Here is a 13,348-nt window from a genome sequence, read left to right as displayed (position 1 = left end):
CCCTCGGGGCGGGCCTCCGTGGCGGGGGAATTCGCGAGGGTAGCCCGGCTCCATCGGGCCCGTATGCGGGGCAAGCCTTTTTGGTTCCTTTTGTGGCGATTGACAAAAGGGACTCGCCCGAGGGGGCGAAACAAGACGGTCGGGCAAACTCGGTGCGGCGCAGAAACACCCAAGCCAAGGCAGCGCAAGCGCTGTTCGCGGGAATGACGAGGGTGGGAGGATTGCGCCTGACCGACGCATCGCTCATCTTCCTTCAGGGCGGGGCGCGCAGCCGAGGGTTGGGGAGAGGGCGCTCTTGCACCCAACATCCACGCCACCGGGAAACTGTTCGCGAGCAAGCTCGCTCCCAGGAAACACACCATGCCTCCCTGGACTGCAGGAGCGCGCCCTGCGCGCAAATCGCGGACGGAGTCCGCTCCTACGGTCGACCCCTGTGCCAGGCGCCGTAGGAACGGACTCCGTCCGCGATTAACTCAGGTCTCGAAATAGAAACTCTGGAACCGCTCCGCCAGTTGCACGGTGAGTTGCGCCGCCTGCACATGGTTGGGATGGGGCCCATAGTCCTGGGCCGCCTTGAACGACTCGAAACTGATGATCATGGCGAAGTCGAAGCTGTCGTCCGAGCCGACGCCGCCCAGGTTGGCCCGGGGGCCGAAGCGGACTTCGCTGACGCCGGGGATCTGCCGCAGGCTTTCGCAGGCGGCGGTCAGTTGGGCGATGTGTTCCAGGTTGCCCGGCTCTTTCAGCCAGGACACGACTACGCAATGCACGCTCATGGGCAGCATTCCTCTGTTGGTTGCGGGTTGATGCAGTTGCGCAGCGGCGCGCCCTGCAGGGCGTCGAGCAGGTTGTCGAAGGCCTCGAGGGTCATGCGCTTGTGCGTCTCGCGGGTGGAGGCGCCGTTGTGCGGCGACAGCACCAGGTTGGGCAGGCCGAGCAGCGCCGGGTTCACCGCCGGCTCGCCTTCGGTGACGTCCAGCCCGGCCGCCGCCAGCCGGCCTTCGCGCAGGGCCGTGGCCAGGGCGGTTTCATCCACCAGGCCGCCGCGGGCGGTGTTGATCAGGATGGCCTCGGGCTTCATCTGCGCCAGCTGCGGCGCGCCGATGATGTGGTGGGTGGCGGCGCTGTAGGGCAGCTGCAGGATGAGCGCGTCGCTCTGCTCCAGCAGGCTGTCGAAGTCCAGGTAGCGCACGCCGAGCCGGACTTCTTCCTCCACCGGCAGGCGCCGCCGGTTGCAATAGGTGACGTCCATGTCGAAGCCGCAGGCGCGCTTGGCCAGTTCCATGCCGATGCTGCCCAGGCCGAGGATGCCCAGCTGCTTGTGGTGCACGTCCTGGCCGAACAGCGGCGAGGAGTCGGCGCGCCAGCCGCCGCCGCGGACGAAGGCGTCGGCCTCGACGATGCGCCGGGCCGCGGCCAGCAGCAGGCCGAAGGCGAGGTCGGCGGTGGCCGCGGCGACCGCCTTGGGGGTGTTGCAGACGCGGATGCCGCGGGCCGTGCAGGCGGCCACGTCGATGTGGTCGAAGCCGGCGCTGACGGTGCTCAGCACCTTCAGGCGCGGGCAGCGCTCCAGCAGGGCGGCGTCGATGCGGTCGGCGGGCAGCACCAGGGCGTAGTCGGCCCCGCTCAGCAGCTCGCCCAGGTCATCCGGGAGGCCGCGTTCGGGCATGCGGAGCTCGGCCCTTTCGCGCAGGCTTCCCAACAGCGCATCGGGTACCTGGCGCGACAGGGCGATGCAGGGAGTGGTGTTCATCGCTGTCTCCTCAGTCGCGATAGCTGGTGTCGATGCGGTTGAGCCTGCGCAGCAGCGCCGGCCAGACGAAGTCGCCGCCCTGGCCGCCGGTCTGCTTGTCGACCACCTCGGCCACGCCGTCGATGATCTGCGGATCGACCTGCACCAGCTGGCCGCCGGCCTGGGCCGCCAGCTGGATCTGGCAGGTGGTCTCGAAGGTGTACATGTTGAGGAAGGCGTCGGCGACGCTGCGGCCGACGGTGAGCAGGCCGTGGTTGCGCAGCATGAAGAACAGCTTGTTGCCCAGGTCGGCCTGCAGGCGCGGCTTCTCGTCGTCGCGCAGGGCCACGCCCTCGTAGTCGTGGTAGGCCAGCGAGGAGAGCACGAAGGTGGACTGCTGGCTGATCGGCAGCACGCCGCACTCCTGGGCGCTGACCGCGACGCCGGCGCGGGTGTGGGTGTGCAGCACGCACTGGATGTCGTGGCGCGCGGCATGGATGGCGCTATGGATGACGAAGCCGGCGCGGTTGGCGTCGTAGGGGCTGTCGATCACCTTGTTGCCGTCCTGGTCGATCTTCACCAGGTTGGAGGCGGTGATCTCGTCGAACAGCAGGCCGTAGGGGTTGATCAGGAAGTGATGCTCGGGGCCGGGGACGCGGGCGCTGATGTGGGTGAAGACCAGGTCGGTCCAGCCGAACAGGGCGACCAGCCGGTAGCACGCGGCGAGGTTGACGCGCAGTTGCCATTCTTCGTCGCTCACCTGGTCGCGGACATGGGGGAGGGCGAGTTCGTGGGCCATGGGGCATTCCTTCTTGGAGGTGTTCTTGTAGATGTTGTGGTGGAGCGCCCGAGGCTAAGGCGTGGCGAGGTGCGGCGACTGTCCTGAATTTGACGTCCGTCCTGCTGGCGCCCGGTCGCCCCTTGCGGCCGATTGGGGGAGGCCGTCGATGCGCCTTGTGCTGGCTCGCCCGTCGGCCGAATAATGGGAGCAACGTCCCGGATTCCATGGAGCCTTCAGGCGTGACCTTCCCCTCGATGTTGTCGGAGTCCCATCTTGCCGTGCTGCTGGCCAGCCCCTGGTTCGGCGGCCTGCCGGAACAGGTTCGCGACGACATGCTGGCCCGCGCCGGCGTGCGCGCCCTGAACACCGGCCAGCAGCTGTTCCGCTGCGGCGAGCCGCCGGATGGCCTGTACATCGTGCTGCAGGGCATCATCCGCCTGAGCAACACCACCCGCGACGGCCAGGAGGCGGTGCTGAACTTCTACGAGCCGGGCAGCTGGCTGGGCGAGGTGTCGATGCTCGACCACAGCAACCGCCTGCACGACGCCCATGCCCACGAGCCCTCCCAGGTGCTGCACATCAGCCCGCTGGCCCTGGGCGAGCTGTGCGAGCGGCACCCGGCGCTGGTGCGCATGCTGCTGGACCTGGAGGTGTCGCGCCTGCGCGCCATGCTGGTGGCCTTCTCCGCCTTTTCCACGCAGTCGCTGGAGCAGCGCCTGGCCGGGCGCCTGCTGGGGCTGAGCGAGTCCTTCGGGACGAAGGAGGCGCAGGGGGTGGCCCTGGACCTGCGGCTGTCCCAGGAGTCCATGGCGCAGCTCATCGGCGCCACCCGCCAGCGCGTCAACCAGGTGCTCAAGCAGTGGGAGCAGCAGGGCCTGATCCGCCAGCGCTACGGCCAGCTCCTGCTGCTGCGCCCGGACGCCCTGCAGACGCTGGCCCAGGAGCGGCCGGACCGCTAGCCCAGCGACCCTAGGTGCCCGATGGCGGCTGGCCCGCGGCCTGCAGTTCGGCGCGCCGGTCGTGGGCGCGCTCGATCAGGTAGGCGCGGATCTGCTCCACCTGCTCCGGCGCCAGCCGCCCGGCGAACGGCGGCATGCCGCGGCCGGCCCGCGCGCCGGCGACGATGCCCTGGAAGTCCTTGTGCGTCTGCGCCGTCATGTAGCGCAGGTCGGGAATCACGTTGGCACTGAAGGCGCCCAGGCCGTGGCACACCCCGCAGTGCTCGCGGAACAGCTGGTCGCCGGCCGCCACCGTGGCCGCGTCGGCGCTCAGCGGCGGCGGTTCGGGCAGTACGAGGGCGCGCCGCCTGACCTCGGGCATGGGCGCGTTGCCGCCGAGCCTGAAGGTGAACACCCGGGCGTCGGGCACGGTGCGCGTGCGTTCGGACAGGGCGCCGAGGGTGATCGGGTAGGCGCCGCCCCAGCCGCTGCTGAAGGTCACGTACTGCTCGCCGTCCACGCTGTAGGTGATGGGCGCGGCCACCACGCCGCTGCTGACTTCGCGCTGCCAGAGCAGCTTGCCGCTGTCGGCCGCGTAGGCCAGCAGGCGGCCATCGTGGGTGCCCTGGAACACCAGGTTGCCGGCGGTGGCCAGGGTGCCGCCGTTGGCGATCTGCGCGTAGGGCACCGACCAGGCTTCCTTCTGCCGCAGCGGGTCCCAGGCCTGCAGCTTGCCGGTGTAGATCCGCGCGAATTCGTCGATGCTCTTCTTGTCCCTGGGCATCGGCGGCAGCTCTACCCCGGAGTTCCACTGGCCCTTGGCGGGTATGTCGATCTTCGCCTTCGGATGGAGGATGTCGGCCGTCGATTGCGTGGGGATGTAGACCAGGCCGGTCTTCGGGCTGTAGCTCATCGGGTGCCAGTTGTGAGCGCCCTGGGAGCCGGGGAACACCAGCTTGGTCTCGCCCTTGCTCCAGTAGTCGGCCGCCTCCAGGTCGACGATCGGCCGGCCGCTGTGCAGGTCCACGCCCTTGGCCCAGTTGACCTTGGGCGCGTACTGGGCGGCCGAGAGCAGCTTGCCCGTGGCCGCGTCCAGCACGTAGAAGAAGCCGTTCTTCGGCGCCTGCATCACCACCTTGCGCGGCTTGCCGTCGATGGCCAGGGTGGCGACCATGATGTGCTGGGTGGCGGTGTAGTCCCAGGCGTCGCCCGGCGTGGTCTGGTAGTGCCAGACGTACTGCCCGGTGTCGGGGCGGACCGCGACTATGGAGGAGAGGAACAGGTTGTCGCCCTTGCCCTGCGAGCGCTGGCCGTAGTTCCAGAAGGAGCCGTTGCCGACGCCGAGGTAGAGCAGGTCGAGCTCGGCGTCGTAGGCCATCGAGTCCCACACGGTGCCGCCGCCGCCCTGCTTCCAGTACTGGTCGCCGAACCAGGTCTTGCGGATCATGCCGATGGTGTCGGTTTCGTCGCCCTGCGCCGGGTCGCCCGGCACGGTGAAGAAGCGCCAGGCCTGCGCGCCGGTCTCGGCGTCGTAGGCGGTGACGTAGCCGCGCACGCCGAACTCGCTGCCGCCGTTGCCGATCACCACCTTGCCCTTGATGATGCGCGGGGCGCCGGTGATGGTGTAGTTGCGCGCGTGGTCGAGCACGGTGTCCACCGACCAGACGCGTTGCCCGCTGCGCGCGTCCAGCGCCTCCAGCCGGCCGTCGTAGACACCCACGTAGACCTTGCCGTTCCACACCGCCACACCGCGGTTGGCCGCGTCGCAGCAGCCCGAGCCCTGGATGCCGCGGTAGACCCCCGGGTCGTACTGCCACAGCAGCTTGCCGGTGCGCGCGTCCAGGGCGTGGACGATGCTGTAGGCGCTGGTGGTGTACATCACGCCGTCCACCACCAGGGGCGTGGCCTCGACCACGCGGTCCAGCCCGAACCCGTAGTCCCAGGCCAGGCCCAGTTGCCCCACGTTCTGCTCATTGACCTGCTCCAGCGGCGAATAGCGCTGCTCGCCGTAGGTGCGGCCGGTGCTCATCCAGTTGCCGGGCTCGCTGTCGGCGGCAGTCAGGCGCTGGGCGTCGACCGCCGCCGGGCCGCCCGCCCAGGCCAGCGGAGCCGCGAGCAGCAGCGCCGCCCCGGTATTCCAAGGTGCTTTCATGCTGGGTTCCCCCATGGTGCCGCCAGCGGCGGCGCGTTTCGGGCGAGGCTCAGTGCGCAGGACGGTGCCCCGGCGGCAGGCCGCCGCCGGGACCGGCCGTCAGGCGTGACGCGCTGTGCAGGTCACGGCTCCAGCCCCAGCGCAGCTGGCCACCTGCGGATAGGCCACCGTGTCGATCAGCTGGCGCGTGGCGGCGCCGTAGGGCGGCGTGATCAGCTCGAAGCTGCCGCCGGCGCGGCGCTCGTAGAAGCCGCGCGGGTTGGAGAACTCGCGGAAGCCTTCCTCGCCGTGGTGCCGGCCCATGCCGCTGGCGCCCACCCCGCCGAAGCCCATGGACGCCAGCGCGCCCTGCATCACGGCGATGTTGAAGCACACGCCGCCCGAGCGGGTGCGCGTGGCGATCGCCTGGCGCAGCGCCGGGTCGTCGCTGAAGAGGTAGATGCCCAGCGGCGTGTCGCCCTGGTTGATGCGCGCGATGAGGTCGTCGGTGCTCTTGTAGGTCTGCACCGGCAGGATCGGGCCGAAGATTTCCTCGCGCACCACCTGGGCGTCGTCGCGCGGGTTGACCACGATGTGGAAGGGCATGTCGCGGGCGCCGGCATCCATCTCGCGGCCGATGCGGATCACCTGGTCGCTCTTGTCCTGGGCGTCCTCCAGCAGGCGTTGCAGGCGCTCGACGTGGCGCTGGTTGATGATGCCGCTGGCGCTGCTGGCGCCGTTGTCGTGGCCGAAGCTGTGCTGCATCACTTCGCTCAAGGCCTTCACGAAGTCCTGCAGGCCCTCCTCAGGCACCAGCAGGTGGTCGACGGTGATGCACAGCTGGCCGCGCTTGATGGCCTTGATGCCGGCGATGGCCGCCAGCGTCTGCGCGTCGCCGAGCTTGTCGCGGCCGACGATGGTGGGGTTGCGCCCGCCCAGTTCGAGGGTGACCGGCACCAGGTTCTCGGCGCAGCGCTTCATGATCTCGCGGCCCACCGCGGTGCCGCCGGTGAACAGCAGGTGGTCCCAGGGCAGCGTGGCGCAGTGCCGGGCCAGTTCCAGGTCGCCGTTGACCACCGCGACCTCGTCCTCGGCGAAGTAGGCCGCGAACATTTCCTGCAGCAGGGCGCCGCTGTTGGGCGTGAGGTCCGAGGGCTTGAGGATCACCCGGTTGCCGGCGCCGAGCATGTCGATGAGCGGGCCGATGCCGACGTCGAAGGGGAAGTTCCACGCCGCCATGTTGCACACCACGCCCTTGGGGCTGTACTGCACGTAGGCCAGCGACTCGCCCTGGGTGGCGGGGTCGACCGGCTTGGCGATGGGCTTCATCCACTGCTGGACGTTGGCGCAGTCGAAGCGCACGCGCTCGACCATCGACAGGATTTCGGTGAGGTCCGCCGCCGCGCCCGAATGGCTGCCGAAGTCCGCCACCAGCGCTTCGTGGATCCTGGCGCGGTAGCTGTACATCATCGGCACGATGCGCGACATGCGCTCGATGCGCGTCTCGGCGCTGGGGAACATGTCCTGGGCGAAGGCCGCTTTCTGCAGCGCGAACAGGCGCTCCAGGCGCTGGATGGGGGTTTGCGTGGTCATGACAGGTCTCCGGTGGGTAGCCGCGCGTCCGGTCCCGGATGGAGCGGGCCGTGCGGGAGGGCGCTGGCCCCCGGCCAGGGGCACGGGGGCAGCAGGATGCTCGGGCCGACGGCCTCGATGTCGGTGTGGCCGCAGAAGGCCATGCTCAGGCTCAGTTCGTTGTGGATGATCTCCAGCGCGCGGCTCACGCCGGCCTCGCCGAGGGCGCCCAGGCCGTAGACGAAGGCGCGCCCCAGCAGGCAGCCGCGCGCGCCAAGGGCGCGGGCGCGGAGCACGTCCTGGCCGCTGCGGATGCCGCCGTCCATCCAGACTTCGGTCTGCGCGCCGACCGCCTCGACTATCGGCGGCAGCGCGCGGATGCTCGACTGGGTGCCGTCGAGCTGGCGGCCGCCGTGGTTGCTGACCACGATGGCGTCGGCGCCGTGGGCCACGGCGTTGCGCGCGTCGTCGACGTCCTGGATGCCCTTGAGCAGCAGCGGGCCGTCCCACCAGCGGCGGATTTCGGCGACGTCGGCCCAGTTCAGCGACGGGTCCAGCTCGCCGCCGCGCCAGCGCGCCATGTCGGCCATGCTGTCGATGCCGGGTGCGTGGCCGACCACGTTGCCGAACGCGCGCCGCGGCGTGCCGGCCATGCCCAGCGCCCAGCGCGGGTGCCTGGCCACGTCGAGCAGCTGGCGCAGGCTCATGCGCGAGGGATCGGTCAGGCCGTTCTTCAGGTCCTTGTGGCGCTGGCCCACCAGCGACAGGTCGAGGGTCAGCACCAGCGCCGTGCAGCCGGCGGCCCTGGCGCGCTCGACCAGGCGCCGGGCGAAGGCGCGGTCGCGCATCACGTAGAGCTGGAACCAGAAGCCGGGGCCGGCGTGTTCGGCCACGTCCTCGATGGAGCAGATGCTCATGGTGGACAGCGTGAAGGGCACGCCGAAGGCCCGCGCCGCCCGTGCCGCGAGGATTTCGCCGTCGGCGTGCTGCATGCCCAGCGCGCCCACCGGGGCGAGCGCCAGCGGCATGGACAGGCGCTGGCCGAGCAGCGTGGTGACGGTGCTGCGCCGGTCGATGTCGATGGCCACGCGCTGGCGCAGCAGCAACTGCTGCAGGTCGGCCTGGTTGGCGCGGTAGGTGCTCTCGGTCCAGGAGCCCGAGTCGGCGTAGTCGTAGAACATCCGCGGCACGCGGCGCTGGGCCAGGGCACGCAGGTCCTCGATGCAGGTGATGCAGGTCATGGCGCGCCGCCGTCGAGCAGCTTGCCCGGGTTGAGGATGCCGGCGGGGTCCAGCGCGCGCTTGATCGCGCCCATCAGCGCGCGTTCCTGCGGGCTGCGGGTGATCGACAGCCAGGGCTTCTTCTCCAGCCCGATGCCGTGCTCGGCCGATACCGAGCCGCCGCGCGCCCGCAGTTCCGCGTAGACCAGCGCCTCGATGCGCGGCTTGAACCGTTCGAGGTCGGCGTGGGGCAGGGTGACGACCAGGTGCAGGTTGCCGTCGCCCAGGTGGCCGAACACGTAGAGCCAGTGCGCCTTGGCTTCCGCGAGCAGCAGTTGCTGCACCTGGCGCACGTAGCCGTCCATCTCGGCGATCGGCAGGGAGATGTCGAAGCCCAGCGGCATGCCGTGCCGCATCACCTGTTCCACGTCGTCGCGCAGCGCCCAGAAGGCCTGCGCATCGGCGTCGGAGCGGGCGAGCACCGCGTCGCTCAGCAGCCCTTGCTCCAGGGCCGCTTCGAGCGCGGCCTCGAAGCGCTGGCCGTCGGCGTCGCGCTGGCTGCCCTGGGCCTCGACCAGCACGTAGAAGGGGTGCTCCTGGCCCAGCGGCGGCAGGCTCCTGGCCGGCGGCGTGGTCACCAGGTGGTAGAAGGACTGCCACATCACCTCGAAGGACGACAGCGAGCCGCCCAGCGCGCGGTCCATGTGGCGCAGCAGGCCGGCCACGGCGTCGAAGCCCGGCGCCGCCAGCAGCGCGGTGTGGCTGGCCAGCGGCTTCTCGCGCAGGCGCAGCACCAGGCGGGTGATCACCCCCAGGGTGCCTTCGCTGCCGATGAACAGCTGCTTGAGGTCGTAGCCGGTGTTGTTCTTGATCAGCGGGCGCAGGGACGACACAACGGTGCCGTCGGCCAGCACGGCCTCCAGCCCCAGCACCATGTCGCGGGTCATGCCGTAGCGCAGCACGCGGGTGCCGCCGGCGTTGGTGGCGGCGGTGCCGCCCAGGGTGGCGCTGCCGCGCGCGCCCAGGTCCAGCGGGTAGAGCAGGCCCTGGGCCTCCACGGCTTCCTGCAGGGCCTGCAGGGTGACGCCGGCCTGTACGGTGGCGGTGCGTTGTTGCGGGTCGATGGCCTCGATGGCGCGCATGCGCTCCAGCGACAGGATGATCTCGCCGGGCCCGGCATCGGCGCCGCGCACCAGGCCGGTCAGGCCGCCCTGGGGTACTACCGGCAACTGCCGTTGGTGGCACCAGCGCAGCACGGCGGCGACTTCCCCGGTGCTGGCCGGGCGCACCAGGGCCCGCGCCCGCAGGTGGTCGGCGCTCAAGGCGCCGGCCGAACGGCTGGCGAGATCGGCCGCGCAGAGCACGCCGTTGTCGCCGACGATGGCGCGCAGCGCCTCGACTATGGGGTCCATATGCGATCGTCTCCTAGCGGGGAGTGGCTGGCGCGCGGGCGATGTCGTGCCGCGAGGCCTTGAGCTGCGCGCGTTCCTTTTCCACCTGCTCGACGTGGCGCTGGCGCACGTGGCCATAGCCGCGGATCTTCTCCGGCAGCGAAGCCAGGGCGACGGCGGTGTCGAGGTTGCCGGCGTCGAGGGTGGCGATCAGGCCGTCGACCTCGCGCTCGTACTCGGCCAGCAGGCGCAGCGCCAGCCGGCGTTCGGCGCTGTTGCGGAAGGGGTCGAGGAGGGTGCCGCGCAGGCCCTTGCAGTGCTTGAGCAGGCCGAAGGCCTTCAGCAGCCAGGGCCCGACTTCCTTCTTGTAGGGCTTGCCGTGCTGGTCCAGGCCGCCGAAGGGCCAGGCGCCGACGTTGAAGTGGACCTTGTAGTCGCCCTCGAACACCGCATCGAGTTCTTGCCTGAAGGTGGCGGAAGCATAGAGGCGGGCTACTTCGAACTCGTCCTTGATCGCCAGCAGCTTGAAGTAGTAGCGTGCCACCGCCGTGCTGAAGCGCTCGCCCAGGCCCTGCCCGCGCTCGGCCGCCATGGCGCGGTCCACCAGGGCCTTGTAGCGCCGGGCATAGGCCTTGTTCTGGTACTCGGCCAGGTAGGCCATGGAGCGCTGGACGATGGCGTCGAGGGACATGTCGATGCGCGGCGCGGGCGCGACCGGCTTGCCGGCGCAGGCGGCCCGTTCCACCGCCTGCAGGTCGACCGCCGCGCGGCGGCCCCAGAGGAAGCTGGTCTTGTTGAAGTCGACCTGCACGGCGTTGAGTTCCAGCGCGCGCATGATGGCCGCGTGGGACAGCGGCACGCTGCCCAGCTGCCAGGCCGCGCCGAGCATGAACATGTTGGCGGCGATGCTGTCGCCCATCAGCTGCGCGGCGATGCGCAGGCCCTCCATGGCCAGCAGCTGGCCGTCGCCGCAGCGCTGGCGGATGCGCTCGACCAGCGCGCCGGCATCCATCTTCCAGTCGGGGTTGCGCGCGAAGTCGCTGGTGGGCACCAGGTCGCTCGCCACTATCACCCGCGTGCGGCCGGGGCGCACGCGCAGCAAGGCCTCGTCGCCGGCGGTCACCACCAGGTCGCAGCCCACTATGGTGTCGGCTTCGGCCGTGGCGATGCGCGTGGCATGCAGGCGCTGCGCATCGGCGGCGATGCGCACGTGGGACATCACCGCGCCGTACTTCTGCGCAAGGCCGGTGACGTCCAGCACCGAGACCGCCAGCCCCTCGATGTGCGCGGCCATGCCGAGCACCTGGCCGATGGTGACCACGCCGGTGCCGCCGACGCCGGTGATCAGCAGCGAGAACTCGCCGGCGAGCGCCGGCAGCGCCGGTTCCGCGATGGCCGGGAAGTCCGCCGCGGCCACGCCCGCGGTTCGCGTCTTGCGCAGCCTGCCGCCGTGCACGGTGACGAAGCTCGGGCAGAAGCCCTCGACGCAGGAGTAGTCCTTGTTGCACGAGCTCTGGTTGATCTTGCGCTTGCGCCCGAAGGGGGTTTCCAGCGGTTCGATGGACAGGCAGTTGGAGGCCCTGGAGCAGTCGCCGCAGCCCTCGCAGACGGCCGCGTTGATGAAGCTGCGCTTGGCCGGGTCGGCCCACTTGCCGCGCTTGCGCAGGCGCCGGCGCTCGGTGGCGCAGGGCTGGTCGTAGACGATCACCGACACCCCTTCGATCTCGCGGCAGCGCAGCATCACCGCGTCGAGTTCGGTGCGGTGCAGCAGCGGCACGCCGGCCGGCAGGCTGCCGGCGGGGTGCTTGGCCAGGTCGTCGGTCAGCACGAAGATGTGCCGGACGCCCTCGGCCATCAGCTCGGTGACCACCTGCGGCACCGTCAGCTCGCCGTCGATGGGCTGGCCGCCGGTCATGGAGACGAAGCCGTTGAACAGCACCTTGTAGGTCATGTTGGCCTTGGCCGCGATGGCCTGGCGGATGGCCAGGAAGCCGGAATGGAAGTAGGTGCCGTCGCCGATGTTGACGAATACGTGCTTTTCCCGGGTGAAGCGGTGCTGGCCCAGCCAGTGCATGCCTTCGCCGCCCATCTGGGCGAACATCGGCGGCGTCTTGATCGGGTCGTGCAGCACGGCCATGGCGTGGCAGCCGATGCCGACCATGGCCCGCGAGCCGTCGGGCACCTGGGTCGAGCGGTTGTGCGGGCAGCCCGAGCAGAAGCCGGGGTTGCGGTTGGGCGCGGCCGGGTCGGGCAGGCCGGGCAGTTTGTTGGTGGCCGGCGGCAGCGCCATGTCGGGCAACTCGGGGTGCAGCTTGCGCAGTTGCCCGTGGATGGCGTGCATGACCTGCGTCGGCGACAGCTCGCCCCAGCCTTGCAGCACAGCCTCGCCATGCTCGGGGGCGAAGGCCTGGGCCGCGTCGTATTTACCGGCCACGCGCGGGTGGTTGGGCAGCGCCAGGTCATAGAGGATGCCCTTGACCTGGTCTTCGAGGATGCCGCGCTTTTCCTCGACCACCAGGATGGCGTCCAGCCCGTCGGCGAATTCGCGGACGAACTGCGGGTCCAGCGGCCAGATCAGCCCGGCCTTGCCGATGCGCAGGCCCAGCTCGCGCTGGCGCGTCTCGTCCAGGCCCATCCCGGCCAGGGCCTGCAGCACGTCCTGGTACGACTTGCCGGCCGACAGCACGCCGAGCCGGGCGCCGGGCACCTCCTGCAACAGGTGGTTGAGGCGGTTGGCGCGGGCGTAGGCCACGGCCGCCGGCAGCCGGTGGTTGACCAGGCGCTCCTCGCCCATCAGCGGGATGTCGAAGGTGCGGATGTTCAGGCCCTGGGGTCCCAGGTGCGGGGCAACCTGCAGCTCGGGCAGGACGATGCGCGGCGAGTCGGGGCCGACGCGCACCGAGCCGCCGCCCTCGACCACGTCGTTGTGCACCTTGAAGCCCACGGCGCAGCCGCAGAAGCGGCTCATGGCGAAGCCGTGCAGGCCCAGGTCGAGCAGTTCCTGGGTGTTCGACGGGTAGAGGATCGGCAGGCCGGCGGCGATGAAGATCGGGTCGGAGAAGTTGATGACCGAGGAGGACTTGACGCCGTGGTCGTCGCCGGCGATGGCCAGCACGCCACCGTACTTGTGGGTGCCGGCGCTGCCCAGGTGGCGCATGGCGTCGGCGCTGCGGTCGGTGCCCGGGCCCTTGCCGTACCAGATGCCGAACACGCCGTCCACGCTCGAACCGGGCAGCAGGCCGACGTACTGCGAGCCCCACACCGCGGTGATCGCCAGGTCCTCGTTGACCCCCGGCATGAAGTGGATATTGTTGGCCTCCAGGCGCGCCTGCTGGGCCCACAGCTCCATGTCGTAGCGGCCCAGCGGCGAGCCGCGGTAGCCGGAGATGAAGCCGCCGGTGTCCAGGCCCGCGGCCTGGTCGCGCCAGCGCTGCTGCAACGGCAGGCGCGACAGGGCCTGGGTGCCGGTGAGGTAGATCCAGCCCTCGCGGGTTTCGAACTTGTCGTCGAGGCTGACGCTCGGGTGGGGCAGAGGGGCGTTCATCACGGTGTCTCCTGCTTATTCTTGTTCTGGCGTCTCTCG

At 70.3% G+C, this 13,348-nt stretch carries 9 protein-coding genes; 1 reads left to right on the top strand and 8 read right to left on the bottom strand.

Annotated elements, in window-relative coordinates; translation table 11 throughout:
• Nucleotides 1–473: 473 nt before the first annotated feature.
• Genes RN02_RS23180 through RN02_RS23170 form a run of 3 tightly spaced genes read right to left on the bottom strand, consistent with a single transcriptional unit; the run spans nucleotide 474 to nucleotide 2,531 of the window.
• The gene (locus RN02_RS23180; RefSeq protein ID WP_009622317.1) at nucleotides 474–776 is read right to left on the bottom strand and encodes a Dabb family protein; all 303 of its coding nucleotides are present in this window, start codon (nucleotides 774–776) and stop codon (nucleotides 474–476) included.
• Nucleotides 773–1,753 (bottom strand): 2-hydroxyacid dehydrogenase, encoded by a 981-nt coding sequence (locus RN02_RS23175; RefSeq protein WP_043317179.1) that lies wholly within the window; start codon nucleotides 1,751–1,753, stop codon nucleotides 773–775. Before RN02_RS23175 ends, RN02_RS23180 begins: the two co-directional genes overlap by 4 nt.
• Before the next feature lie 10 nt (nucleotides 1,754–1,763).
• Nucleotides 1,764–2,531 carry a class II aldolase/adducin family protein gene (locus RN02_RS23170; RefSeq protein ID WP_009622313.1) on the bottom strand — a complete coding sequence of 256 codons (768 nt, stop codon included), beginning with the start codon at nucleotides 2,529–2,531 and terminating at the stop codon, nucleotides 1,764–1,766.
• 221 nt (nucleotides 2,532–2,752) lie between these two features.
• Here RN02_RS23170 and RN02_RS23165 point away from each other — a divergent pair, with 221 nt between their 5' ends.
• The gene (locus RN02_RS23165; protein WP_009622312.1) at nucleotides 2,753–3,472 is read left to right on the top strand and encodes a Crp/Fnr family transcriptional regulator; all 720 of its coding nucleotides are present in this window, start codon (nucleotides 2,753–2,755) and stop codon (nucleotides 3,470–3,472) included.
• Between the two features lie 10 nt (nucleotides 3,473–3,482).
• Here RN02_RS23165 and RN02_RS23160 read toward each other — a convergent pair whose 3' ends face one another.
• The 5 genes from RN02_RS23160 to RN02_RS23140 all read right to left on the bottom strand — a co-directional run bounded on the left by RN02_RS23160 (nucleotide 3,483) and on the right by RN02_RS23140 (nucleotide 13,309).
• Nucleotides 3,483–5,603: a PQQ-dependent dehydrogenase, methanol/ethanol family gene (locus tag RN02_RS23160; protein WP_043317178.1), complete on the bottom strand. Its 2,121-nt coding sequence runs from the start codon at nucleotides 5,601–5,603 to the stop codon at nucleotides 3,483–3,485.
• Between the two features lie 99 nt (nucleotides 5,604–5,702).
• Entirely contained in the window at nucleotides 5,703–7,175 is a 1,473-nt protein-coding gene (locus RN02_RS23155) for an aldehyde dehydrogenase family protein (RefSeq protein ID WP_052267810.1), read from the bottom strand.
• Entirely contained in the window at nucleotides 7,172–8,395 is a 1,224-nt protein-coding gene (locus RN02_RS23150; protein WP_043317176.1) for an alpha-hydroxy acid oxidase, read from the bottom strand. The genes RN02_RS23155 and RN02_RS23150 overlap by 4 nt, the downstream gene beginning before the upstream one ends.
• Entirely contained in the window at nucleotides 8,392–9,786 is a 1,395-nt protein-coding gene (locus RN02_RS23145; protein WP_043317173.1) for an FAD-binding oxidoreductase, read from the bottom strand. The genes RN02_RS23150 and RN02_RS23145 overlap by 4 nt, the downstream gene beginning before the upstream one ends.
• Before the next feature lie 13 nt (nucleotides 9,787–9,799).
• On the bottom strand, nucleotides 9,800–13,309 hold the full coding sequence (locus tag RN02_RS23140) for an indolepyruvate ferredoxin oxidoreductase family protein (protein WP_043317171.1): 3,510 nt from the start codon (nucleotides 13,307–13,309) through the stop codon (nucleotides 9,800–9,802).
• Nucleotides 13,310–13,348 lie beyond the last annotated feature (39 nt).

Origin of the sequence: Pseudomonas sp. PI1 (assembly GCF_000812405.1) — a bacterium.
Classification (GTDB): Bacteria; Pseudomonadota; Gammaproteobacteria; order Pseudomonadales; family Pseudomonadaceae; genus Pseudomonas; species Pseudomonas citronellolis.
Note: the sequence above shows the minus strand (reverse complement) of the source record. Positions and strands in the feature narration are given on the sequence as shown.